This window comes from Iodidimonas sp. SYSU 1G8 (assembly GCF_039655775.1).
Classification (GTDB): domain Bacteria; phylum Pseudomonadota; class Alphaproteobacteria; order SMXS01; family SMXS01; genus RI-34.
Genome location: NZ_JBBYXJ010000001.1, coordinates 2,115,937 through 2,140,420, shown reverse-complemented (window position 1 = coordinate 2,140,420; position 24,484 = coordinate 2,115,937). Strand labels below are relative to the sequence as shown.

The following is a 24,484-nucleotide window of genomic DNA, read 5'->3' as shown; positions in this document are numbered from 1 at the left end:
TCGGCGCATGGCATCCTCACGGTTTCGGTGCGCCAGTGTAACAACGGGCGGGCAGACCCGGTCAATACCGTCGGTTGGGCGGGCCCGGCGCACTCGCCCGTCACCTGCGACGGGTGCAACAGCGAAACTGCGACGCGACGGGCACGGCGGATCCAGGGCTCCGGATGATGGGCTTGGTCTGATAAAGGGGGGGGTGAAGGGCGCCCTTGGTTCCCACTGGGGCGCCTGTTCGGATCATGGTCGCGGGACCAGGCATGGGCGAAGGTGATCGCGCGAATCGTCGTCCGACGAGTTTCAAGCCCGTTGTGCGTGGTCCGCCGGAAACCGAGACCTAGGCATACCAGGAGCGGGCACCTGTGGCGCCGGCAACTCCATGCCGACGTGGCCAGAGTGCGCCGATCACTAGGGGGCCGAAATTGTAGTCATCGGGTTGCACGCAACCCGGCACATTTTGACCTTGCCTTGCGCTACCTCCTCCGCGATATGATGGGCCGCCCGCCGTATCCTTGGGAGCCAACCGGCCCCGCGCCGCCCAAGGTTTGACAGATCGCCAAGTATTGTGCGGGCGCAAGTTGACGCATAAATTTGCACTGGCTCAGGTCAGATGAATTTGGAGTGGGAAGCTATTGCAAGCAGTAATTTTAGCGGGTGGCTTGGGGAGCCGGCTGGGCGAGGAAACCGCCATAAGGCCGAAGCCGATGGTCGAGATTGGCGGTAAGCCTGTCCTTTGGCACATTATGAAAATCTACTCGTCCAATGGCGTGAACGAATTCATCATATGCCTAGGATACAAAGGGTATATGATTAAGGAGTATTTCGCCAATTACTTCCTGCATACCGCTGATGTGACGCTTGATCTGCGCAATAATTCGATGGAGGTTCATCATAACTGGTGTGAGCCTTGGCGCATTACCTTGGTCGAGACGGGGGCGAACACGATGACCGGAGGGCGTCTGAAGGCAATCCGCCCCCATCTCGGCGATACCGACACCTTTTGCCTTACCTACGGTGACGGGGTGGCGGACATCAATATCCAGTCGTTGATCGAGTTCCACGCGTCGCATGGCAAGAAAGCCACCATAACGGCGGTCGCTCCGCCGGGGCGGTTCGGCGCGCTTGAGTTCGACGGGCCGCTGGTGAGCAATTTCCGGGAGAAGCCGGCAGGTGATGGAGGACGCATTAATGGAGGCTTCTTCGTCCTCAACCAGGATGTCCTGAATTTGATCGAAGGGCCGGATACGATCTGGGAAGCGGGGCCGCTCGAGAAGCTGGCCGCCGACCGCCAGTTGGGCGCCTTCCACCACAACGGCTTCTGGCAGGCGATGGATACCCTGCGCGACAAGCAGCATCTCGAGGAACTATGGAGTTCAGGGAACGCCCCATGGAAAATCTGGTAAATCCCGCGGTCTGGCAGGGGAAGTCCGTCTTCCTGACCGGCCACACGGGGTTCAAGGGCGGCTGGCTGGCGCTGTGGCTGGCCGAGATGGGGGCCCAGGTTACCGGTTTCTCGCTTGCTGCCCCCACCGACCCCAGCCTGTTCGAGGCTGCGGACATCGCTGGCCTCGTGCAACATATCGAAGGCGATATTCGGGAGCGCGAGGCGTTGATTGCTGCAATGCGCATCGCACGCCCTGACGTGGTTTTCCACCTCGCCGCTCAACCAATCGTACGACTGTCGTACATGGAGCCCGTAGAAACCTACGCGACAAACGTGATGGGCACGGTTCACCTGCTTGATGCCGTCAGGCAAATCGGCGGCCCTTGCGCCGTGGTCTGCGTCACCAGTGACAAGTGTTACGAGAACCGCGAGTGGGTTTGGCCTTACCGGGAAAACGATCCCGTAGGTGGTCATGATCCCTACAGCAGCAGCAAGGGCTGCGCAGAATTGGTGGTCGCAGCTTATCGCCGTTCGTACTTCGAGCCCGCGCGACTGCGCGAGCACGGCATCGGAGTAGCCTCGGTGCGGGCCGGCAACGTAATTGGTGGCGGCGACTGGGCGCATGACCGCCTTGTGCCGGATCTCATCCGTTCCCGGTCGACGGGGACCGCGCCTGAGATACGGTCACCCGACGCCGTACGCCCGTGGCAGCATGTGCTCGATGCGCTCGCGGGATATCTCCTGGTGGCCGAACGCTTGCTGGCGGGCGATGCGAGCGCCGCCGACGCCTGGAACTTCGGTCCTGCGGATGAAGACACTCGGCCGGTACGCAGCATCGTTCGCAGGCTGGGTGCCTTGTGGGGCTGGCGCGACAACTGGACGGCTCCGGCCACGCAGCAACCGCACGAGGCCAAGGTGCTGCGGCTGGACTGCTCGAAGGCGCGAACGCGACTTGCATGGCGGCCCCGGATCACGTTGGAGGCGACACTGCAGAGCATCGTCGAATGGCATGACGCATACGACAACGGTTGTGACGTACGCGAGGTATCGCTGGCCCAGCTCCGCCGCTACGGCTTCCTGCCACCCGCGGAGACAAATGTAAGAAAGGCCTCGGCGTAATGACTGATTTACTGCAGGCGCTGATAGACGGGGTTATGGACCGGGAAGGTCCGGAAGGGCTGCGCCGCGTCATTCTTGAGGTGACGGGGGCCTATGCCCGCACCGCTCACGCGCCGAAGCCCTTCGTCCCGGACGTCAGCGCTGTACCGGTGTCGGGCAAGGTGTATGGGGAACCAGAGATGCGGTCCCTCGTGGATTCAGCTCTCGATTTCTGGCTGACGACGGGCCGGTTCAATGACGCGTTCGAGGCGCGGCTGGCTAGCCGCCTCGGGGTAAAGCACGCGCTTACGGCGAACTCCGGTTCCTCCGCCAATCTATTGGCGTTGTCGTCGCTGACCTCGCATTATCTTCGTGGAGAGGCCCTGAAGCCTGGCGATGAAATGATCACCGCCGCGACGGGCTTCCCCACAACCGTAAATCCGGCCTTGCAGTACGGCATCGTTCCGGTTTTCGTCGATGTGGACATCCCGACATACAATATCAAGCCGGAGATGATCGAAGCCGCCGTGTCGGACCGCACGCGGGTCATCATGGTGGCGCATACCCTGGGAAATCCCTTCGCTCTCGATGAGGTTATGCGGGTGGCCGAGAAGTACGGCCTGTTCGTCGTCGAGGATTGCTGTGATGCGCTTGGCTCGACCTATGACGGACGCCCTGTCGGTACGTTCGGCGATATCGGCACGCTAAGCTTTTATCCTGCACATCATATCACCATGGGCGAAGGCGGTGCCGTGTTCACGGACAAGCCGCGCCTGAAGCGTGTGCTCGAATCCATGCGCGATTGGGGGCGCGACTGCTGGTGCCCGCCGGGAAAAGACAACACCTGCGGTAAACGCTTCGACCGCAAGCTGGGCGACCTGCCCTTCGGCTACGATCACAAATATACCTACAGCCACTGCGGCTATAACCTGAAGATCACAGACATGCAGGCTGCAGTGGGGCTTGCCCAGCTCGACCGGCTCGATGATTTCATCCAGCAGCGGCGGCGCAACTTCGACCTGCTGACCGAGGCGCTGAAGCCGTTCGAGGACCGGCTGATCCTGCCGCAGGCCACGCCGCGTAGCGATCCATCGTGGTTCGGCTATCCGATCACGGTTCGACCGGACGCTGGTTTTTCGCGGGACGACCTGATCAAGTTCTTGGACAGCAAGCGGATCGCCACACGCTTGTTGTTCGGGGGGAACCTGTTGCGACAACCTTACATGCGGTCACGCGAATATCGTGTCGTCGGGGACTTGGATAATTCGGATACGATCACTGAAAAGTCTTTCTGGATTGGTCTGTATCCCGGCCTTGGGGAAGACCACCTCTTGTATGTGGCGGAGGCTATTGCCCAGTTCATTGAAGTCGCTTCTGGCGCCGCGCCGTCGCGGCGACTTGCGGTGAAAGTCTGATGGGTCCGTGGGGGAACCGAGGGGTGAGCCTCGCTGCGAAAATCTACGACTAACGAAGAATCCGCCTTTGATCGAAGGCGGCATAAAGCTAAAGGCTCCAAGATAATGAGAAGCAGCATGTTAAGCAGACCTGAGGGTGATAAGTATGTGGATCCCCTTTATTCGCACTTCGTATCTTTGAAAGGCGAATTCGAAGCGGAGGGGTTGACACGGGATGAGATAGCTGCCGAGGTCCTGTTCGCTGCTCGACGCGGCCTTGATTACGTTGTAAAGATCGGGGGGTGTGAGGCAAAATCGGATTGCCTGTTCTTGCAGCAACTTGGCGTGCGCAGTATTGTGGCGCCGATGATCGAGACCGCGTTCGCCATGGAAAAATACATGGGAATGCTACCCTTAGGGTTTTTCGACAATATCGGCGTGACCATAGAGACGTTCACTGCCGTCAACAATATTGAAGAAATTCTCGATGCGGGGACGCGACTCACGAATGTAACGATCGGACGTACCGATCTGAACGCCTCGTTCCGTGGTCCGAGCGTGGACAGCCCCGTCGTTGTCGACAAGGTCAAGATTGTCGCTCGCGCGGCGAGAAAGCGCGGGTTATTGGTGACGATGGGTGGCAGCATCAATAGCAGGACACGCGAGCTGCTGCGTGCCGATGGCGAACTGAGGTCGCTGCTTCATCACGTCGAGACGCGCAAGGCCGTATTGACGGTCGCCCAGTGCACCGAGAACGGCGCCCTCGAAGCCGCGATCGATGCTGAACATGAGTTGCTGAACCTGCGCACCGTGATCGTCGGTGACCGGCGGGATGCTGTGCACCAGCGGATGAATGTGATCCGAAGTCGGATTTGATGGATGGAATTCAAATGCATCCTCGACTTTGACGGTGTGCTGTTTGATACGGCGTTCGAAGCCTATTCTGTCTGTAGCCAGCACGCCAAAGCCAATACTGCCTTGCGTGGGGATGTGAGCTTCGAAGAGTTTCTGGTATTCCGGTCGATGGTGACGGATGCTTGGCAATATAACCAGCTTTACAACCCCGCCAAGCGGCCCAACGCCATCGCTGATCTTCGAACGATCGTCCCGGACGGCGAGGATTGGGAGTTCTCCCGGGCCTTCTTCGCCGCCAGGGAGGAGATTATGGCGGAGCCGGACTGGCCGAAGATTATGTCGCCGTATGAGTTTTTCTTTCTCATGCGACCGCTGCTACAGCGGTATCCTCAGCATTTTGCCATCCTATCCACGCGCAACGTGGACTCGATTAGGGGCACGTTGCGCTATTTCGACGCTGGGGACGTCGAAATCTTCGGACAGGAAGACGTTCGTCGCTACGGGTCCAAGGTCGCCGTGGCAAAGCAAGCGGGATGGTTACAAGCGGAGAGCTGCTTTTGTGTCTACGTCGACGACATGAGGGCTCACCTGGAGCCATTCAATGGTCTGACGCATCTGGCGCTACATGCAAACTGGGGATATGACGAAGGCGGCCCCGACAGTATGAATGCAGATCAAATATTCAGTATCATCAGTTCCCTGACCAAGGTGATGATAGATCAATTGAGCGGGGCGGTTGACGCATGAAATACAGTGACCAGATTGGGCAGTGGCTTCGCGATGCCGGATATAGTCACTATTTCTTCGTCGGGGGAGGCAATATTATGCATCTCACCGAAAGCCTCGATCGTTATCTGACCGGTGTGCCCGTTGTACATGAGGTTGCGGCAGGGATTGCCGCGGAATATTTCAATGAGCTGGCGGCACCGGCTAAAGCCCTGGCGCTGGTGACGGCGGGACCTGGCCTCACGAACATCGTAACGGCGCTCTCGGGCGCTTTTCTGGAAAGCCGTGAGCTGCTGGTGATCGGAGGCCAGGTCAAGACTACGGACTTGGCCAATCAGCGAATGCGGTCCCGCGGTATCCAGGAGGTCGACGGGGTCGCGCTGGTGGCTTCCACATGCAAGGTGGCGCACAGGCTGCTTGCGCCTGCGACCGCAGAGGAGTTTCTCGACATTATCAGTCCAAGCTGGGAGCCGCGCAAAGGACCGGTATTCCTGGAGATTCCGCTGGACGTTCAGGCGATCCAAGTAGAAGAACAGCCGTTGCCGGCGAAGCGGAATTCGGCGCTGCCAACCGCAACCGACGCTGTCCTCGATGAGCTGGTGGCGGCGTACGACGCGGCCGCGCGACCCATCGTGCTGATTGGAGGAGGCGTCTCCTACGCGGCGATGACGCAGGTGCGCGATCAGTTCCTCACCAAGCGAATCCCCAGTATGACGACGTATAATGGGGCAGACCGGCTTGGTGGTGACGATCCCAATTATCTAGGCCGCCCAAACACCTGGGGGCAGCGTAGCGCCAACATTATAATCCAGCGGTCGGACTTCATACTGGCGTTGGGGACTCGCCTAGGCCTCCAGCAGACGGGCTTCAACTGGCAGGAATTCGGACGCGGCGCGCGTATCGCCCACGTCGACATCGATGAAAGCGAACTCCACAAGGGACATCCGTCCACGGACTGGCAATTGCAGGTCGACGCGGACGACTTGCTCAGGCGATTCGCCGCCGCCGATCTGGCGCCCAAGGACGGATGGCTCGAACACGCCCAAACCATCCGCAATGCGATTCCGCGCGTTGAGGACGTCAACCAGACCGGCCAGGGATACATCTCGCCCTACGATTTCATTCTGCGGCTGGAGCCCCTGACACGCCCGGATGACTTCATCATCCCGTGCAGCAGCGGCAGCGCGTTCACGCTGTCGATGCAGCTCTACCGGCAGAAGTATGGGCAGCGGATTCTGACCAACAAATCGTTGGCGTCGATGGGCTATGGACTGTCAGGCGCCATCGGCGCCTCGCTCGCCGGTGCGGGAAGGCGCCGCACCATTCTGATCGAAGGCGATGGCGGCTTTGCCCAAAACCTGCAGGAGCTGGGGACGGTCGACATCAACCGGTGCAACCTGAAAATATATATTTTCCACGACCAGGGCCACGCATCCATCCGGATGACGCAACGGAATTACTTTAACGGTAAATATCTCGGCTGCGACCGTCCTTCGGGGCTTGGTCTGCCACATTGGGAAAAGGTGTTCGGAGCGTGGTCGATTCCGGTCATGTCGCTGCCGCTCGATTTCGAACGATCCGCGACATTCAGGGAGATGATGGACAGTGAAGGGCCTGCGGCGTTCATTGTTCCCATCGATCCTGAGCAGACCTATTTCCCCAAAATTTCCAGCCGGATCACTGCAAGCGGATCAATGGAGTCGAATCCGATTGATCGGATGACGCCGGAAATCGACTACCTGGAAAATCGGTGACGTCGCTGCAGCCAGGTCCGTCTGAGCAGACCCTTATGCTCATCGGAGGGTCGGGATTTTTTGGCAAATCCTTCTTGGACGCGTTTAGTCGTGGCGCGCTCGCCCCTTGGAGAATTAGGGAAATCATTGTCGTTGCGCGGCACGCAAGCGCGCTCGCCACTGCCCATCCGGAGCTGATGAGTCCCGGGTTGCGGCTCTTGGACGCGGACGTCTCTCGCTGTAGCATCCTGCCCAAGGCCGATCTGGTAATTCACGCCGCGACCTCCAGCGATGCCCGGCGTTACGTCACGAACGCCGAGAGCGAGCGAGCCAACATCCTGGCCTCGGTTGAGAACTTCAAGCGCATTGCACGGACCGATTTGGCGGCGGCACGGATACTCTACACAAGCAGTGGTGCCGTCTATGGTCAGCAGCCGGATACAGTGACACACATCGATGAAACCTCCGCTTTTGGCGACGTGGATGACATGGTCGCCTACAAGCGGGACTATGCGGAAGCCAAGCGGGAGGTCGAACGGCAGATCGCCCGTCTCGGAAACGATGGTTTCAAGGTGGCCATCGCCCGCTGCTTTGCTTTTGTCGGCGTTTACCTGCCCCGCGACCAGCATTTCGCGATCGGCAATTTCATCGCTGCCGGCGTCGCTGGCCGCCCGATCACGGTACACGCGAGGCATCCCGTGTATCGTAGTTATATGCATGCGGATGATCTTGTGCGGTGGCTGATGACGATGGTGACCGCCGCAGATGTAACCTGCCCAGTATTCAATGTCGGGTCAGACGAGAGCTTGACAGTCCAGGAAATTGCTCTCACCGCAGCGGATGTGTTCCGAACCACTGCGGAGATTCCTGCGCTCGCTTCCGACGCGGCGGATCGTTATGTTCCGTCCGTAGCGAAGGCGCGCCGGCAACTGGGGCTCGAAATTTCATTCACGGTCGAGCAGTCGCTGCGCAGGATTATGAGCAGACTGATAGGAGTGACTATTCCATGATGGCAACGACTAGTCCGTCGTGGCTCTTACGCAAATTGTGGGCTGACGTACACGATTTCAGGTTCTGGTGCCTCATGGGCCTGGCCATCGCTTGCGTCTCATCCATCGCGCCGCCCGCGCATGCACAGTATGACACTCAGCGAACACAACAGAACGACTACCAGGATCAGCAGCGCGGGGCGAACGGCGAGCGCAGCCGGAACACATATCGCGACCGCGATCGCGATAATGCTTCTGATACGGAGACGCTCACGACGCCTCTGGTGAGCGGGCCCGTCGAAATCTCCGGTGACCGTTTGCTCGATGCCGACCTTTCGCCTTTAGACCGTGCAACACCTGCGAAGCCGGCGGAACCAGGTGAGTTCGAGCGTTACGTAGAACGTCAGTTGGGTCGCAAAGTCATTCGCTTCGGGTCCAACCTGCTCGTGCCACAGTCGCGGGATTTCGCCGTATCCCCGTCCACCACCATCCCGCCTTCCTACATGGTCAATCCGGGCGACTGGCTGTCTGTGAGATCGACGGGCAGCGTGGAGGCCAACTTCGATGTCAAGGTGGACCGCGATGGAACCGTTTTCATTCCCACTGTTGGCCGCGTGAAAGTGGCGGGAACCCGTTACGCCGACCTGCAGGGCGTCGTCAGCAAGTCGATGGGAACTCGCTATCGCAAATTCGATGTGACGGTGACCATTCCCAAGCTAAGAGGCATGCGGGTCTACGTCACCGGCTATGCAAATCAGCCCGGCGCCTACACGGTCAGCAGCCTCTCGACTCTGGTCAACGCCGTCCTCGCTGCGGGCGGTCCTTCTGGAGGTGGAAGTTTCCGGTCAATCCAGCTCATCCGCGCAGGAAACCTGATCAAGGAATTCGACCTGTATACGCTGTTGCGCTCTGGCGATCAGTCGCAGGACGTCGTGCTGGAAAACGAGGACGTTATCGTAATCCCGCCGGTCGGGTTCCAGATCGCAGTATCGGGCAGCATCAATGAGGAGGCGATATACGAGGCCAAACCAGGTGAATCGATCGCGGATGTGATCGACCGATATGCGGGTGGCCTGAATTCGCTCGCCAATGCCGAGCGGGTGCTGCTTTATCGAGTCGAATATCTGCAGACCGTAGGCAGCCGTGAAATCACCATGGCCGAAGCTGCTGCGATGCCGGTGCAGACCGGCGACATCGTACAGATACTCTCCGTAGGCAGCATCGCTCGCCCCCTCGAACAGCAGGCCGTACTCGTCCGGATCGACGGCGAGGTCCAGAGGCCGGGCGACTACTATGTAGCTCCCAACACGCCGATGCGTGATGTCGTGGTGATGGCGGGCGGCCTTACCGACAAGGCATTCGTCTACGGCACCAAGTTCCGGCGTGTTTCCGTGCGCGAACAGCAGCGAGAGAGTTATCAGGAAGCGATCAATCAGCTCGAAATCGCACTTTTGAGCGCGCCGCTGAGAGGTAATGACCTCATGGATGCCGGGGCTGCGGCGAGGCAGCAGGCGGCGGCGCAGGCCGTACTCGCCAAGCTCAGGGAAACTCAGCCAGACGGTCGAATTGTACTGTCCATGGTTCCCGGGGCTGCGACGTTGCCCTCGACCATGACCTTGGAAAACAACGACCACATCTATATCCCCCCCCGGCCGACCACCGTGGGCGTCTTCGGCGCGGTCTATCGCGCGGGATCATTCGAGCTTGACATGAGTCTGGAGGTCAGGGAACTGGTAGACCGGGCGGGCGGGGCTACCCGCACTGCGGACAAAGGCTCGATTTTCCTGCTGCGGGCCAATGGGGACGTCATTCCCAAGAATAGGGGGGCACTGAAGGAGATGCTGCTGCCTGGGGATCTGGTGTTCGTGCCCGTGAAGGCGCAGTATTCGTCGGCTTGGTCGAAAATCCGGGACATCAGCGTAATCGTCGGTCAACTTGGACTGGGAGCGGCCGCTTTCGCGGTGCTGGCACAATGACGCCGTACCACGGGATAATGGGCCACGTTTTCCGATGGCCGTGGTTCGCCGAGGCCAGAAAGCGGCGCTTCCTGTTCGGCGCCGCGGCGGTGGTCCTCGCCGTCCTGACAGTCTTCCCCCGTCCTTACAAGGCCTATGTCACGCTGACACCCGCCGACCAGACCACGGGCGGCTTGGCTGCGGCGGCCGGCACCGTTGGCGCGTTCGCTGGCCTCATCGGGTCACAACAGGTTGTCGATGTGTTGCTGAAGTTGTCCCGGGGAGTCCAGGTCCGCGAGGAAGTGATTAAGCAGCTGAATCTCTCTGACCGCTGGGATACGGAAAACACCTCATACATGATGCGCCGGCTGGATCGGATCGTCACGTTGCGCGCGTTGCGCGGCAGCATGGTCCAAATCGAGGCGAAGACTCATGATCCCCAGTTCGCATTACAACTCGTGCAAGTCTATTCGGACGTGATTCGCGCCCAAGCCGGACAATTGATACGCGACCAGACAGCTTTCAAGCGAGAAGTGCTGCGCAATCGTTTCATTGAAGCGAGCGAGCGTAAGGATAAGGCGGAAGCGGATCTAGCCGAGTTCGGAAAGAAGTATGGGCTACCTGCTCCCGACGGTGCGTTGAGCACCGCCGCCGACCGGGTGCCGGGTTTGCGGAATCTGCTGCGAGACAAGCAGAGCCAGTTGGAGGTCATGCGGCAATTCCAGACCAATAACAGCTATCAGGTCCAGACGATCCAAGCCGAAATCGCCGAGCTCGAGCGACTGATCACCTTTTATACCGCATCGACCGCCGATCGGTACCAGTCGGTCGACTGGACGATCGAGAGGCGTAAGGAATTCGAGGACCTTCTGCGGGAACTCGAATATTCGCTGGATCTGTATAAGACCTATAAGCGCCTCATCGACGGTACGACTTTTGAGGATCTGGTCTCTAACGGTAACCTGCGCATCATCGAGCGACCGTATCTCGACCCTGGCTACCAGTTGAATCTCATCCCGCTCTCCCTGCTCGCACTCACCCTGGCGATCGCCGCAGCGATGGAATTTAATCTCTTTAATCCCAAGGCCGGTTTACGGGAGTCCCGCGATCATGCGACGAACTGACCGTCCTGCTCCAGAGATTTCCGTCGTTATCCCGACACGAAACGAAGTAGAGAACGCCAGGGCGATTGCGACCGCGGTGATCGCGGAGCTTGAGAAACTGCAAGTTAGTTTTGAGCTTATATTCATCGACAACGCGTCGACCGACGGTACGGTGGCGGTGATCAAGGCGATGTGCCAAGACGATCCCCGGATCAACCTGATCGCCAACCAGAATGATTTCGGGCAGATGCGATCACCCACCTACGGCATCTACCAGGCCCGCGGCGCGGCGGTGATCAATCTGTGCGCGGATTTTCAGGATCCACCGGCGCTGATACCTGAATTCATTCGTTCATGGCGCGACGGCGCGATGATCGTTCTCGGTGTCCGGAAAACGGAACGCAACGGTTTCATGCTGGGGGTGTTCCGGCATCTCGCCTATTCGTTCTCCAACCGCTTCTTCGACCATCCTGTCATTCCCCACGCGACGGGCTTCGGCCTCTACGACCGCAAGGTCGTGGACACGTTGTCCGCCATTGACGAGCCCGAACCCTTTTTTCGCGGACTTCTGGTCGAGTTCGGATACCCGCTAACGCTCATCCCCTATGATCGACCCGGCCGGGCCGGCGGCAAATCCAACAACAACTTCTTCACCCTGCTGGATTTTTCCATGTCCGCGCTGGCTGGCATGGGGAAGAGGCTGCTGCGGCTTCCCGTTTATCTCGGTATTCTCAGCGGACTGCTTGGGCTTGTCCTGCTCCTGATTGGCGCTGTGGTGCTTATTAGCGACCATTCAGCTTGGCCGCTATTCCTGTGGGCCATCATAGAAATCAATGTCGGCGTGGTGCTGATCTTCCTCGGGCTTCTGGGCGACCAGATTCGTCTGATCTCCGAACGCACCCGCCGCACGCCGTTGGTCGTCGAAAAGGAGCGAATCAATCTCGGTCAGACACAATGAAGGTCCCGGTACGTTTTTCGAAGGAGTCCCTGTATACGGTTATCCGGTTCTATCAGGCCGCGATCGTTAACACGATCTTCGGGATCTCCCTATATGCGGCACTGATATATTTTGGCTTCAATATGTATTATGCGCAGATAGTCGCACATGTAATCGGTGTCATTTTCAACTACTTTACCTATAGTATGCACGCCTTCCGGGGGCCCGGAAATAAATTCCGCTTTGCGTTAGTGTATGTATTGAGCGGAATTCTGAATGTCTTCTTGCTATATCTGACCAGCTTTATTGTGAGCTCGCCGTACATTGCGGGCATCGCAGCCGCCTTATGTGGGTCGCTCATCATATTTTTTGTCCTCAGATACGGAGTCTTTCAGCGCCGCGGCGATCATCACCATGTCTAATGGCAAGCGCCCGCTGAACCTGATCCTTGAGCCTGTCCTGGCGATTCTCGTCCTTGTGGGAATCGCCCACTCCTTGTGGTTTCTGACCGAGGAATTGTTCCTTCCGCAGCCCTTCTTCTACGCCGTTGACGATACCTACATGGACTGGTTCAACGTCTCCTATTGGGCCAATGTGGGAGGCGCATACGACACGTTCAACACGATCTACCCGCCGATCTCCTTCGTCTTTCTGAAAATATTTTCCCTCGGTGAATGCTACGAGACCTCCACGCCTGGTCTCGCACGGCTGTGCGATTGGGTTGGTCTCGCAACTTTGCACGGTTTCTTCATCCTCAATATTTTCCTGGTGGGCCGCTCCTATTTCAAGCTGGACCCCCGCACCGCCTTGTGGCGCACCATAGCCGCCAGCATGGGGTTGCCCATGCTCTATACATTGAACCGGGGCCAGTTGCTGATCGTTTGCTTCACCTTCGTGGTGCTGGCGTTCGGCAACATCGTTTCCTCCGCGCGCTTTCGATGGATCGCGACGGCGATCGCCATCAATTTCAAGCCATATCTCATCGCGTCGCTCGCGCCGCACCTGCTTAAGCGACGATGGTCGCGCTTCGAAGGTTGCGTGATAGCCGTCGTGGCCGTCTATGCCGTCACATGGATAATCCTTGGCGATGGCTCACCAATTGCCCTTTATCGCAATATCGTCGATTTCGAGGGCTTCTATCAGGCCGTCAATGTTCTGGATCTCTGGTATTCAGGGACCTACATCCCGATGGTCTCGCTTGCGCAGGGGCCATTCCCGCTGACGCACTTCGTGGGATCTACCGGGGTCGAGATCATGGAGGTTGTTGTTCCTCTGCTGTTACGCTCGACCCAGCTTCTCATCATCGCGACGTGCATGTGGTCATTCTTTCGTTCCGGCACCTTGAGCACCACGAGGCTGGCGCTTTTGTGCATCGGATTTACCTTGATTTCGGTTGAGGCGGGCGGATACACGCAGATAATTCTGCTTTACTTCGTATTTATGGAGAAATGGCACAGTCCCTTCCAGAAGGTTGCCTTGGTGATCGCGTATATACTGGCCATTCCCGCCGAATTCACATTCGGGACGGTGCCGTCATTTCCGGCTTACAGCTATTATGCGCAGCGGCCGGTTTATCTTCAGTTCGGGGTGGGGCTGGGTTCGTTGCTGCGACCAGCGCTGCTGCAGATCATCCTAATTCTGCTGGCCGCGGACAGCTTGCGGCAGCTCTACAGAAACACCTTCGCCTCCGTCGCGCCTGGGGCACCGGCAGCGGTGGCGAAGCCAGCAGCGGACTAGGTGGCGCTGATACGACGATGCAGCCTGGCGGCCCCTCGTTGACATCGGGGAACGCGGTTCGTCAAACTGGCGCCGGATGCGACTGGAATGCTTGAGGCGGAGAGTTTGCAAAAGTAGCCACAGTGTCTGACGCCTCCGGGCCGAACGACAGACAAGGCTGAATAGAAACGGGAGGATTGGATGCGGCTGGGACAGTTGGGAGTATGGCTGAGTATCGTGGCGGGCACCATGGTGCTTGGGTACCCAGCCTGTGCCCAGGCCGACGATCAGTGGAATCTAGATCCTTCCGTGTGGTTTGCCGATGGACCGTTTTCGGCCCGGCTTTCTGGCCTGTTGATGGTCGATTTCGGCCATATTTCAGACAAGTACGATAAGCAGAGCACGAGCGATGTACAATTGAGGAAGTTCGGTCTCGTTCTCGACGGCACGCTTTGGGATGATTTTCGCTTTAAGGCCGAAGGCGTGGTGGTCGACGATGACGACCTGCAGTTGGAGGAGGCATATGTGCAGTATGCTGGGTTCCGGCCGCTGCAGATTACGGTCGGCAACATGAAGACGCCGAATGGCCTCGAGAACTTCTCCGATCTACGCAATCTGACGCTCGTTGAGCCGAACTCCTTTTCGGAGGGCTACGGCTTTGAGCACAAACTTGGTGTTTCACTCACCTGGCTGGACGAGTTTGTTCGGGCAGATGTGGGCTTCTACGAGGGAGGCCCGTCTCTCGACAAGGCAGGGATCAAATCGGACAGTCACGGCTATGCCATCGCCGGACGGTTCGCGACGTTCCCCGAATTCTGGGATACGCGCCTGCACCTCGGTGCGTCGATCCTCTACCGCAACTACGGAAATCCCTCGGCCAGCAATTTCGTCCGCTACCGTCTTCGGCCGCTCTCGCGCATCTCGAAGCTCTACTACAATGACACGCTTGAGTTGAGCGTTGGCGGCGATCTGTTCTTCGGCGTGGAGGTGGCGGCCTTCCATGGGCCGTTCTTTTGGGAATCCGAATATGGTTGGCTTAGGCTCAACGACCTGCAGATCAAAGGGGACTTCCGTCAGCCTCGGTCCACCTACGAGGGCGGTTACCTTGGTCTCGGCTGGTTTATCACCGGTGAGGAGCGCGGCTACAGGCAGGGCGCGCTGGTTCGCACCAATGTTTTGCGGCCGGTCTTTCAGGGCGGATGGGGCGCCTGGATGGTCAACATCCGCATTGACTATGTGGAACTCGTGGGCGACGCGACCCACCAATATGGCGGCGAACAGCTCGGCTATATCGCTGGGTTGAACTGGTATATCAACGATCACGTGGTGGTGAAGTTCAACTATCAGCGGTCGGAGGTTCGTGACGCTCTCGATCTGCGCAATCCTGTCACGGGAGAGTCCAACGTGGTCGACCAACTCGCCCGCAACAGTATCAATACCTTCATGGTTCGATTACAGGTCTTTTAACTGCTCGGGTCAAAGGAAGATGCCTGCCGTGCTGAATCGACTGGCAAGTGTCGTTTCATACCAACGGCATGGGTTATTGACCTTCGTGAGCCCAGCCCGCTGACCCGCTCTGGTCTGCGCCTGGAAAATGGTCCTCCTTGAAGTGCCGGTTTCTACGCTCTCTAATACCACTGCGCACTGAACCTGACTCACGCAGGGGGTCCCAAGTTGCTGAAAAGCTGATTCGACGTTGCAATCACGTGGAGGCTTGCGATGGCAGCGGCGATTGGGGTTCGGTCTGACTACACATCGGCGGATTTGTGTCGATTTGCGCGACGCAGTGGGGATGCGGATCAGGTGCGGCGTCTGCTGGCGGTAGCCCTGATCCTCGACGGCGGGAGACCGGGCGAAGCGGCGAGGATTGCCGGCGCAACCCTGCAGATCGTGCGCGACTGGGTACTCCGGTTCAATGCGAGCGCTCCCAATGGTCTGGCAACGCGCAAGGCTCCGGGGCGGGCCCCGATCCTTAACGCCGAGCAACGTGCCCGGCACGCCGAGATCGTCGAGGCCGGCCCGATCCCTGCGGCGCATGGCGTGGTGCGCTGGCGGCTTGCCGATCTGGCGCAGTGGATCTGGGACGAGTTTCGCGCTCTCCGGCCGAAAGCCCGCGGAAACGCTGGGGAAATGAGGGCGATTTGAGGTTTGAGTGGCCGGGAAAAATGAAATCTACCCTGTTAATCGCTAATAACAGGGAATGCTCACGGGATACGACGGGGAGACCGGTTCGCAGCAGACTGCGTCCACAGCCAGACTGTCTGATTGTTTTCATTTCATGTTTTGATTTTACGGCGGCGCGAAACAGCCTCGCCATGCCGGTGCCGTTAGCGGCTTTTCCTGCAGCTCATGATCGAAGCGAAGACGCACGACATCATGTCGTCGCCACGTCTTTTGCTCCTGTCCGTCGATGAACCGCTCTCTTGAGCGACGTCACCGTCCCGGCGGTTTACCTGCAAGGTAGTCGTGCAATACCTCGTGGAAGCGGCGCACGCGGGTTTCCTGGGCGGCCAGGTATGGTTCCTGGTAACCGCGCGACCGCCAGCCGGCCTGTTGGCCCGGACTGAGGCCCCAATCCTGGAACACCACTCGATCACTTAGATCCGCGACCGCCTCGGGGCCGGTGTAGACACGGAAATCCAACTCGGCCTCCTTCATCTCCAGCGTGGTCTGGGTAAGACGGCCTCGATAGCTGTTCTTGGCTGGATAGGCGAACTCCCACAGGTCGAAGAAGCACTTCTCCGGGTCGTCCGGGTGCGGCTCCCAGCGGAAGAAGCCCATGCCTTCGGCGTTGGCGCCGAAGGCGATGTTGGGAAATACGACGCCGAACGGGCTTTCTGTCATTTCTTCGTCGGTGAGTTGAGCGAAATGGCCGTAGCCGCGCTCCGGGCCCAGCTTGCGCTTGGCCTCCTTCAGGTCGTGCCAGCCCCGCATCACCTTCTCCTCGAAGGTGGCATAGCGCGCCGGGTCGATATCCCAGGCGCGGAGCTGGTCGTCGAACGGGTGCGGTACGCCTTCGGGCAGCCGGTCACGCAGGGAAGGCCGGCCCATCTGGATGATTCGCGCGTGGCCGTTGGGGAACATCTCGTAGCGCGAGGTGAAATGATCTTGGTCGATGATTGGCGGCACCTGCGGATGGGCGGTGCGGGTGTGGTAGGATTCGTTGAAATTGTCGGTCGAGAATTTCCAGTTGCAGTTCAACTCGACTCGCACCCGGAGGATGCGCACCAGCTTCTCCAGCGGGAAATTCCTGTGGATATCGGGGATTGGCTCAAGGTATTTGAGCAGCGGCGGCGCCTCGTTGTCCATGGTGTACCAGACGAAGCCGCCCCAGGTATCCACCCTTACCTCGATCAGCCGAACCTTCCCGACGGGGTCGCCCTGGGGAAAATCGTCCCGGTCGCAGGCATCAAGCAGGCTGCCATCCAGGCCCCAGACCCAGCCATGGTAGGCGCAGGTCCAGCTGTCCTGAGACCCGTTGCCGCGGACCAGCTTCTGAGCGCGATGGCCGCAGGCGTTGTAGAAGCCCTTCAGAGACCCGTCGGGCTGTCTCGCGATGATCACCGACTCATGCATGAAGTCGTGGACGATGTAGTCGCCGGGTTCCGGCAGTTCATTCTCGCGGCCGGCGATGTGCCAGATCCGGGTCCAGAGGTGGTCCCACTCTCGCTCCATCCAGTCGCGAGAGTAGTATCGCTCCTGGGTGATGGGATCGCCGCGCAGGTTGCGAGGGTCCTTGCCGTTGACAGCCAATGGGTGCGTGATGATCTCGGTCATGGTCCGTCTCCCCTGTGGGTCAACCACCAAAGATCTTGATCAGTTGAACACCATCTATAGGCAGCGTACCTCTCGATCCAACACTGTCAATGAGAATTCAGCCTCGGCCAAATCTGCGGCTCCATGCGTTGGTTAACGAGGCATGGCGGCGCGAGACCTTCGTCGACACATAGAGCACGCCGAAATGAATCAGCGAGATCAGGGGCCAGGAGACTGTTACGAAAACTGTTCTACCCAAGCCGTTGACGACACCATCCATCGCCTCACTTTGGCCGAGGCTCTGTTCATCCGGTGAGAACACGCCATCGCCGTTTGTATCGTAACTGTCGAGACGCCATTCCAGGTAGCCGTCATAGGCGATCATCCCGATAACACCCGTCACCATCACAACTGCGCGCGCAATTTCTCCAGGTCGCGGGTCACCGTGCGGCCGGCCATGAAATAGGCGAAGGCGCCGGCGAGGCTGATCGCGACCACCGCGACCATGGCGTAGCGCAGCGACTGGTCGCCGACCATGGGCTGGATGGCACTGCTGACCGTGCCGGTGAACACCGGGCCCAGGCCCAGGGCGATCAGGTTGAAGATCAGCATGTAGACCGAGGCGGCCATGGCCCGGCGGCCGGGCGCGACCAGTTCCTGGATGATCGCCCAGGTCGGGCCAGCGTAGACGCTGGACAGGAATCCCGGCATCACGAACAGGCCGATCACCAGCCAGGTATTGTCCGACAGCAGCATGGTGACCATGAAAGGCGCGCTGAGCAGGATGGCCATGGCCGGCAGCCAGCCGTTCCAGTGCATGCCGTGCCGCCGCGCCAGCCTGGCGCAGAACCAGCCGCCCGCGAAGGTGCCGATGGCGCCGATGACGCCGGTCATGATGGAGATGACGGTGCCGGCCTCGCCCGTGCTCAGGTCGTGATAGCGGATGAAATAGGACGGCATGAAGGTATAGAGGCCGTAGCCCGTCAGGCCATAGAGCGCGCCGCCCGCCGTGAACCAGCGCAGTGACGGCACCCGCGCCATGTAGGCGATGCTGGCAAGGGTCTCCTTGACCAGATGGGGCCGGGCGGCCGGATCGACGGCCGGGTTGTGGGGGCGCTTCGGTTCCTTGACCGTGAGCCAGATGGTCAGGGCCAGCAAAAGGCCGGGCGCGGCGGCGGCGACGAACGCCCACCGCCAGCCCCACCATTCGTTGACCCAGCCGCCGATCAGTAGCCCCAGCATCAGGCCGATATTGCCGCCGGTCGCCAGCAGGCCCATGGCCGTCGCCCGGCTCTCGATGGGGAACAGGTTGGACACCATGGACTGGGACGCGGGCATGGTGCCGGCCTCGCCGATGCCGACGCCGACGCGGGCGAGGAACAGGTGCCAGAAGTTCTGCGCCATGCCGCACACGGCGGTCATCACGCTGAAGATGCCGGTGCAGACGACGATGATGTTGCGGCGGCTGAAGCGGTCGGCCAGCGCGGCGATGGGAATGCCCAGCGAGGCATAGAACACGGCGAAGGCGAAGCCGGTCAGCAGGCCGAGCACCCAGTCGGCCAGCCCGAATTCCTCGCGGATGGGCTCCAGCAGCACGCCCAGGATCTGGCGGTCCAGGAAATTGATGGCGGCGACCGAAGTCAGCAGCACCAGCACATAGTTCCGTCCGCCGATGGACCAGGCGGGCTTTTCGCCGGCCTCGACGTTGTCAGGCTGTTGAATCGTCGACAGTGTCCCCGAGCCTCCCCGCTCCGAACCCAAGCCACATCAAGCCCTGATCGCGGTGTCGCCGCGTCAGGTGAAGGCTCCGGAGCGAAGCCTCGCATGTCTGGCGGGCCGCGTCGAGGCTGCGCGGTATTTTTTCTGCTCACGTGCATTTTTTGTATGACACGCGTCCGAAACACGTGGCGCGCATCGCCGGGGGAACGATAGGATGGCGGCAGCTACCAAGGGAGGAAGCGCCATGTCGAAATGTCCGTTCGCGTCGCCGCAGGAAATCAACTTCATGGACCCGAAGGTCCAGGAGAACTGGTTCGATGCCTACGAGGTGCTGCACCGGGACGCGCCGGTCCATCACATGGCTGATCTGGGCATGTACATCGTCACCAAATATGACGATCTGGACCGGGTGCTGAAGGATCCCGTCGGCTTTCCCAACGACTATTCGGCCGAGGCGCAGGAGACGCTGATCCAGCATCCCGAGGCGCAGGCGCTATACCATAGCGAAGGCTGGCCGCGGCTGATGCCGCTGTCGACCAATCTGCCCGAGCACCGCTCGTTCCGCGGGCTGATCGACCCGTTCTTCACCGCGACCGCGGTGCGCAAGCGCGAGGCGCTGGTCAATGCGCGCATCCACGAGCTGATCGACAGCTGGATCGACAAGGGCGAGGTCGAGTTCATCCGCGAGTTCGCCGAGCCGCTGCCCATGGCGATCATCGCCGAGGCGCTGGGCTTTCCCAGGCTCGACCTGCCGCAGCTCAAGCGCTGGTCGGCGGCTTGGGTCAAGCCGTGGTCGCGCGGCCTGACGCTGGAGGAAGAGAAGGAGTGCGTGCGCACCCATATCGAATTCCAGCACTACATCCACGAGACGGCGCAGAAGAAGCGGGTCAACCCGACCGACGACGTCATCAGCCATCTGGCGACCACCGATTACGACGATCCGCTGACGGGCGAGACCCGCAAGCTGACCGATGCCGAGGTGATCGGCATCAGCGACCATCTGCTGACCGGCGGCAACGAGACCACCACCTTCGCCCTGGCCAGCGGCATGTGGCTGCTGTTCCGCTATCCGGACGTGTACGAGGAACTGAAGGCCGACCGCTCCAAGATCCGCATCTTCGTCGAGGAGGCGCTACGCATCGAATCGCCCACCCAGGGCCTGATGCGCATCGCCGCCCAGGATACGTGCCTGCGCGGCGTGGACATTCCGAAAGGCGCCGTGGTTCATGTCCGATACGGCGCCGGCAACCGCGATCCCGAGCGTTATCCCGATCCGGACCGGCCCGATCTGGACCGCCGCGCCTCGGCGGCGCATCTGGCGTTCGGCATCGGCGAGCACATCTGCCCCGGCGCGGCGCTCAGCCGGTTCGAGCAGAACCTGGCATGGACGGCGCTGCTCGATCGCCTGGACAACCTCAGGCCGGTGCCGGAAAAGGATGATTACACCCACATCCCGGGCTTCTGGCTCCGGGCGCTCAAACAGATCCACGTGCGCTTCGACCGCGCCTAACGTAGCACCAGCAGGACGACCGCCAGCACGATGTCCTGGCGCAGGCTGCCCGTGGTGGCAGCATGTTCGTTCGGGGACGTGGGGCTCATGATTCATCTTCTTTATCGGGTTTACGAGGCGGTCCGCACCGGACGCGATCCGGTGCGCCAGTCCCCATAATGGTTGTGGATGGTCCCGCCCCGCAGGCTCAGGACGCCCAGAGCCACGCCGGCCACGAGGCTGGCGACCAGATGCAGGCCGCTCGTGCCGGTGGCGAACGCCGCCACGATCAGCGCCAATCCCAGCGGGATCAGCAGGTAACGGACCGGCCGGGCCACCTCGGAGGCGGCGATGGAAATCACCGTCAGCGACAGGGCGCCGATCAGATGGTCCATGTCGGCCATGGCGCCGCCGGCGCCAAAAGTGAGGCGGGTGAACAGCAGCGACAGCGCGATCAGTCCGGCAACGGCCAGGTTCCAGGGCAATCCTACCCCGCCGCCGAACATGTCGCGGACCACGGCGCCGGGCGCCTGGTCGAATTCGTCGCGGGGCTGGGAGGCGCCCTCGTCGGTATCGCCGAACAGGAAGACCCGCAGCCACGACTTGCCGGCCCGGACGCGGCGGCGCATGAACTGGACGGTGGCGAGAATCTCGTCCAGAGCATAGGGAATCTGGATGAGCATGGCCGCCGCCGCCAGCAGTGTCAGGGTCGCCCAGGTGCCGATGACGATGGGCTGGATGATGATGAAGAAGATCGACACCACGCCCAGCGGCACGATCATCAGGCCGAACAGCAGCACCAGCCAGGGCATGGTCCGCCACCGCTTCTGCGTGCCGACGATGCCGGTCAGGATCTCGAGGGCGTAGGTATAGCCGCCGATGGCCGCGTCGGGCACGGGCCAGGCCTCGGACACGCTCGAGGTGATGATCTCCTCGGTGCCGTTCTGCGGGTCATCCGGTGAGCCCGCGAAGAACGGTTCCCAGACGCCGTCGATCTGGCCGAGCTGATAGGCGGCCAGGTAGCGCGACACCAGCAGGCCGACCAGCGCGAACAGGATGATGGGCAGGCGCTGCGTCCAGCTTGAAGGGTTGAAGTCCCAGCCGGGAGGCTTTTCCGGCCCGTGCAGCGCCGACGTCGGCGTCGGGCCGACTTCCGGCCGCGTGCCGATGGCAAAACCGAAGATCAACGCGCCGACCAGTGTATCCGACAGGAAAGCCGCGGGATTGGTCGTCCAGAACACGAAGGGGATGGCCATGATCAGGGCGCCCAGGCCGGCGCAGACCCAGCGCGCCCAGCCCATCCGCCAGGACAGCGACAGGGTCGCGAAGACGATGACGAGGCCGCCCAAGGCGATCTCGGACCAGAACAGCAGCGGCTCGGTCACCTGCACCATGACCGGCTGGGTGAGCAGCCACAGGCCCAGCGCCATGTTGACGAAATGGACCCAGCGGGTGGACCGGTGCTCGGCCCGAAGGACGGTCTCGTACCGCACGCGCAAGGCTTCCGGGTCCTGCCCCTCGTCCTCGGCGTCCTTGAGCCATTCGGGCGCCGGCACCTTGTTCGCGGCGTACCAGGCGGCCGGGTCGCGCTTGAGCGTGTCGACCATGGCGGGCAGGGTCTCCGCCAGGCTGTGTCTGGGCCGCCAGCCGAGCCATTCCTGCGCCCGGCGCGTGTCCAGCGCGTAATGGTCGCTGGCCATCCGGGTCATGAAAGGCTGGATGAAGGGCCGCTCTCCCTGATCGATGGCATCGGGCACCAGCGGCTCGGCCTTGTCCTGCGCCCAGGCGCCGACGGCGGCGAGCGTCGCGGGAACGCGGATGGTGGTCCATTCATCCTCGCCATGGATCAGCGCGCCCAGCCGGTCCTGCAGCGCGTCATAGCCCAGCGTTTCGCTTTCGCCGACCAGGATGACCGCGTCGGGCGGCAGGCTCTCCCGGCGGTTCACGGTCCGCACGAAGGCGTCGATCATGTCCTCGCGGTGGAGCATGGCTTGGCCGGCATCCGTCGCGCCGGAATAGAGGTGACTCTGGAAATCCCGTTCGTAGATGCGCGCGATCTGGTGCGCGAAGGTGGGCACCGACGTGGTTTCGTCATAGACGCCGGCGAGATGCAGCAGCACATAGGGAATGGCGCCATGTTCGGCGCGGATCACGTCCTCGGTCTCGGCCTTGGATTTGGGATAGGCCCAACCCGGCTCGATGGGCTGGCTTTCATCGATGACCTCGCCCGGTTCGCCGGGCGCGTGCACCAGCATGGTGCCGGAATAAAGAAACTGCTCGACCTCGAAGGACTGCAGCGCGCGCAGCAGTCGGCGGGTTCCCTCCACGTTGACCGCCTTGTAGGCCTGCTTCTCCTCGCCAGAGAAGTCGAAGAAGGCCGCGAGATGAATCACGCTCGCGATGGCGTCGCCGTGTTCCGATCGCAGCCGGTCCATCCCGGCGCGCACGGAGTCATCCTTGGTGATGTCGACCTCGATCAGGGGGAAATCGGTCCCGCTGTCCTTCAGGTCAAACCCGACGATCCGGTAGTCCTGCGCGAGAGCGGCGGCCAGCGAGCGGCCGATATTGCCCGCCGCGCCGGTGATGACGACGAGCGGCTTGTCCTTTGCGGGATTGTCCATCACCGAAGCTGGCCGCGACCGGTGTCGATTTTCCTGGCCTGGTCGTTTCGGCGCGCCGCGTGTCTTGCCATTGAACCCTCCTGTCTAGTGAGACAACCGGAGGGAGCGCTGCTTTGTTCCCGCCAAATCCGGACAAGTATCGGCTGGCGCCTTGGCGGACTGCCCGATATGACAGGCTATCGGCCGATGATCGGTCACATCCACAAGGGGAGGTTTTCAATGGATCTGGGCATCCGCGGCCGTGCCGCGATCGTCAATGCGGCTTCGAAGGGCTTGGGCCGGGCGTGCGCGTTCTCGCTGGCGCGCGAAGGCGTCGTGCTGACCATTTCGGCGCGCGGCGAAGAGGCGCTGCAGGAAACCGCCGCGGCCATCCGCGCCGAAACCGGCGCCAGCGTCACCGCCGTGGTCGCCGACGTGGCGACCGAGGCGGGCCGCGCCGCGGTTCTTGCCGCCTGTCCCGAGCCGGACATCCTGGTGAACAATTGCGGCGGCCCGAAAGCCGGCAATTTCCGCGACTGGACCCGTGACGACTGGATCGCGGCCATCGATTCCAACATGCTCAGCGCCATCGAGCTGATCAAGGCGACGGTCGATCCCATGATCGCCCGCAAGTTCGGGCGCATCGTCAACATCACCTCGTCGGCGGTGAAATCGCCGATCGCGCCGCTCGGCCTGTCCAACGGCGCCCGCGCCGGCCTGACCGGTTTCGTCGCCGGTATTTCGCGGCAGCTGGCCGAACACAACGTCACCATCAACAATTTGCTGCCCGGCGCCTTCGACACCGACCGCATCCGCGTGCCGGTCCGCGCCATGGCGGCGCAGCAGGGCAAGGACGAGGACGAGGTGATGGCGGGCATGGTCAGCACCATCCCGGCGCGACGCCTCGGCTCGCCCTACGAGTTCGGCGAGGCCTGCGCCTTCCTGTGCTCGGCGCAGGCGGGATACTTCGTCGGCCAGAACGTGCTGATCGACGGTGGTCAGGTCAACTCGACGCTTTAGGGATCGGATGCCGGCG

General features: G+C 61.0%; 19 protein-coding genes. 15 read left to right on the top strand and 4 right to left on the bottom strand.

Going from position 1 to position 24,484, the window contains the following annotated elements; genetic code table 11:
• Nucleotides 1-626: 626 nt before the first annotated feature.
• The 13 genes from rfbF to WJU17_RS09980 all read left to right on the top strand — a co-directional run bounded on the left by rfbF (nt 627) and on the right by WJU17_RS09980 (nt 16,029).
• Nucleotides 627-1,397 carry a glucose-1-phosphate cytidylyltransferase gene (rfbF, locus tag WJU17_RS10040; protein WP_346327188.1) on the top strand — a complete coding sequence of 257 codons (771 nt, stop codon included), beginning with the start codon at nt 627-629 and terminating at the stop codon, nt 1,395-1,397.
• On the top strand, nt 1,382-2,497 hold the full coding sequence (gene rfbG, locus WJU17_RS10035) for a CDP-glucose 4,6-dehydratase (RefSeq protein WP_346327187.1): 1,116 nt from the start codon (nt 1,382-1,384) through the stop codon (nt 2,495-2,497). Before rfbF ends, rfbG begins: the two co-directional genes overlap by 16 nt.
• A gap of 35 nt (nt 2,498-2,532) precedes the next feature.
• The gene (gene rfbH, locus WJU17_RS10030; RefSeq protein ID WP_346327430.1) at nt 2,533-3,891 is read left to right on the top strand and encodes a lipopolysaccharide biosynthesis protein RfbH; all 1,359 of its coding nucleotides are present in this window, start codon (nt 2,533-2,535) and stop codon (nt 3,889-3,891) included.
• Between the two features lie 117 nt (nt 3,892-4,008).
• Nucleotides 4,009-4,746, top strand: a complete 738-nt coding sequence (locus WJU17_RS10025; RefSeq protein ID WP_346327186.1) for an aldolase/citrate lyase family protein — start codon at nt 4,009-4,011, stop codon at nt 4,744-4,746.
• Between the two features lie 3 nt (nt 4,747-4,749).
• On the top strand, nt 4,750-5,472 hold the full coding sequence (locus tag WJU17_RS10020) for a hypothetical protein (protein WP_346327185.1): 723 nt from the start codon (nt 4,750-4,752) through the stop codon (nt 5,470-5,472).
• Nucleotides 5,469-7,205, top strand: a complete 1,737-nt coding sequence (locus WJU17_RS10015; RefSeq protein WP_346327184.1) for a thiamine pyrophosphate-binding protein — start codon at nt 5,469-5,471, stop codon at nt 7,203-7,205. Before WJU17_RS10020 ends, WJU17_RS10015 begins: the two co-directional genes overlap by 4 nt.
• A complete protein-coding gene (locus WJU17_RS10010; protein ID WP_346327183.1) occupies nt 7,202-8,194 on the top strand; it encodes an NAD(P)-dependent oxidoreductase in 993 nt (330 codons plus the stop codon). The genes WJU17_RS10015 and WJU17_RS10010 overlap by 4 nt, the downstream gene beginning before the upstream one ends.
• 74 nt (nt 8,195-8,268) lie before the next feature.
• Nucleotides 8,269-10,149: an SLBB domain-containing protein gene (locus tag WJU17_RS10005; protein WP_346327182.1), complete on the top strand. Its 1,881-nt coding sequence runs from the start codon at nt 8,269-8,271 to the stop codon at nt 10,147-10,149.
• Nucleotides 10,146-11,252 (top strand): hypothetical protein, encoded by a 1,107-nt coding sequence (locus WJU17_RS10000; RefSeq protein WP_346327181.1) that lies wholly within the window; start codon nt 10,146-10,148, stop codon nt 11,250-11,252. The genes WJU17_RS10005 and WJU17_RS10000 overlap by 4 nt, the downstream gene beginning before the upstream one ends.
• Entirely contained in the window at nt 11,239-12,189 is a 951-nt protein-coding gene (locus tag WJU17_RS09995) for a glycosyltransferase family 2 protein (protein WP_346327180.1), read from the top strand. The genes WJU17_RS10000 and WJU17_RS09995 overlap by 14 nt, the downstream gene beginning before the upstream one ends.
• A 393-nt stretch (nt 12,190-12,582) precedes the next feature.
• Nucleotides 12,583-13,905, top strand: coding sequence for a hypothetical protein (locus WJU17_RS09990; RefSeq protein ID WP_346327179.1), 1,323 nt, complete (start codon nt 12,583-12,585; stop codon nt 13,903-13,905).
• A 180-nt stretch (nt 13,906-14,085) separates the two neighbouring features.
• Nucleotides 14,086-15,351, top strand: coding sequence for a porin (locus WJU17_RS09985; protein ID WP_346327178.1), 1,266 nt, complete (start codon nt 14,086-14,088; stop codon nt 15,349-15,351).
• Nucleotides 15,352-15,687: 336 nt separating this feature from the next.
• Nucleotides 15,688-16,029 (top strand): helix-turn-helix domain-containing protein, encoded by a 342-nt coding sequence (locus WJU17_RS09980; RefSeq protein ID WP_346327177.1) that lies wholly within the window; start codon nt 15,688-15,690, stop codon nt 16,027-16,029.
• Nucleotides 16,030-16,317: 288 nt separating this feature from the next.
• Here the strand turns inward: WJU17_RS09980 and WJU17_RS09975 are convergent, their stop codons facing one another.
• From WJU17_RS09975 to WJU17_RS09965, 3 genes are all read right to left on the bottom strand, one after another.
• A complete protein-coding gene (locus WJU17_RS09975) occupies nt 16,318-17,661 on the bottom strand; it encodes an aromatic ring-hydroxylating dioxygenase subunit alpha (protein ID WP_346327176.1) in 1,344 nt (447 codons plus the stop codon).
• Between the two features lie 97 nt (nt 17,662-17,758).
• Entirely contained in the window at nt 17,759-18,025 is a 267-nt protein-coding gene (locus tag WJU17_RS09970) for a hypothetical protein (protein WP_346327175.1), read from the bottom strand.
• Nucleotides 18,026-18,045: 20 nt separating this feature from the next.
• Nucleotides 18,046-19,401, bottom strand: a complete 1,356-nt coding sequence (locus WJU17_RS09965) for an MFS transporter (protein ID WP_346327174.1) — start codon at nt 19,399-19,401, stop codon at nt 18,046-18,048.
• Nucleotides 19,402-19,603: 202 nt separating this feature from the next.
• Between WJU17_RS09965 and WJU17_RS09960 the strand changes: the two genes are divergently transcribed.
• On the top strand, nt 19,604-20,869 hold the full coding sequence (locus WJU17_RS09960) for a cytochrome P450 (RefSeq protein WP_346327173.1): 1,266 nt from the start codon (nt 19,604-19,606) through the stop codon (nt 20,867-20,869).
• Between the two features lie 110 nt (nt 20,870-20,979).
• Here the strand turns inward: WJU17_RS09960 and WJU17_RS09955 are convergent, their stop codons facing one another.
• Nucleotides 20,980-23,469 carry a vitamin K epoxide reductase family protein gene (locus tag WJU17_RS09955; protein ID WP_346327172.1) on the bottom strand — a complete coding sequence of 830 codons (2,490 nt, stop codon included), beginning with the start codon at nt 23,467-23,469 and terminating at the stop codon, nt 20,980-20,982.
• A 219-nt stretch (nt 23,470-23,688) separates the two neighbouring features.
• Between WJU17_RS09955 and WJU17_RS09950 the strand changes: the two genes are divergently transcribed.
• The gene (locus tag WJU17_RS09950) at nt 23,689-24,468 is read left to right on the top strand and encodes an SDR family oxidoreductase (protein WP_346327171.1); all 780 of its coding nucleotides are present in this window, start codon (nt 23,689-23,691) and stop codon (nt 24,466-24,468) included.
• Nucleotides 24,469-24,484: the final 16 nt, after the last annotated feature.

Excerpts from the sequence above, each read along its gene's own strand:
- rfbG (WP_346327187.1), top strand. The coding sequence starts at position 1,382 with ATGGAAAATCTGGTAAATCCCGCGGTCTGGCAGGGGAAGTCCGTCTTC.
- rfbH (WP_346327430.1), top strand. The coding sequence starts at position 2,533 with ATGGACCGGGAAGGTCCGGAAGGGCTGCGCCGCGTCATTCTTGAGGTG.
- WJU17_RS10025 (WP_346327186.1), top strand. The coding sequence starts at position 4,009 with ATGTTAAGCAGACCTGAGGGTGATAAGTATGTGGATCCCCTTTATTCG.
- WJU17_RS10020 (WP_346327185.1), top strand. The coding sequence starts at position 4,750 with ATGGAATTCAAATGCATCCTCGACTTTGACGGTGTGCTGTTTGATACG.
- WJU17_RS10015 (WP_346327184.1), top strand. The coding sequence starts at position 5,469 with ATGAAATACAGTGACCAGATTGGGCAGTGGCTTCGCGATGCCGGATAT.
- WJU17_RS10005 (WP_346327182.1), top strand. The coding sequence starts at position 8,269 with ATGGGCCTGGCCATCGCTTGCGTCTCATCCATCGCGCCGCCCGCGCAT.
- WJU17_RS10000 (WP_346327181.1), top strand. The coding sequence starts at position 10,146 with ATGACGCCGTACCACGGGATAATGGGCCACGTTTTCCGATGGCCGTGG.
- WJU17_RS09995 (WP_346327180.1), top strand. The coding sequence starts at position 11,239 with ATGCGACGAACTGACCGTCCTGCTCCAGAGATTTCCGTCGTTATCCCG.
- WJU17_RS09990 (WP_346327179.1), top strand. The coding sequence starts at position 12,583 with ATGTCTAATGGCAAGCGCCCGCTGAACCTGATCCTTGAGCCTGTCCTG.
- WJU17_RS09985 (WP_346327178.1), top strand. The coding sequence starts at position 14,086 with ATGCGGCTGGGACAGTTGGGAGTATGGCTGAGTATCGTGGCGGGCACC.
- WJU17_RS09975 (WP_346327176.1), bottom strand. The coding sequence starts at position 17,661 with ATGACCGAGATCATCACGCACCCATTGGCTGTCAACGGCAAGGACCCT.
- WJU17_RS09970 (WP_346327175.1), bottom strand. The coding sequence starts at position 18,025 with ATGATCGCCTATGACGGCTACCTGGAATGGCGTCTCGACAGTTACGAT.
- WJU17_RS09960 (WP_346327173.1), top strand. The coding sequence starts at position 19,604 with ATGTCGAAATGTCCGTTCGCGTCGCCGCAGGAAATCAACTTCATGGAC.
- WJU17_RS09955 (WP_346327172.1), bottom strand. The coding sequence starts at position 23,469 with ATGGACAATCCCGCAAAGGACAAGCCGCTCGTCGTCATCACCGGCGCG.
- WJU17_RS09950 (WP_346327171.1), top strand. The coding sequence starts at position 23,689 with ATGGATCTGGGCATCCGCGGCCGTGCCGCGATCGTCAATGCGGCTTCG.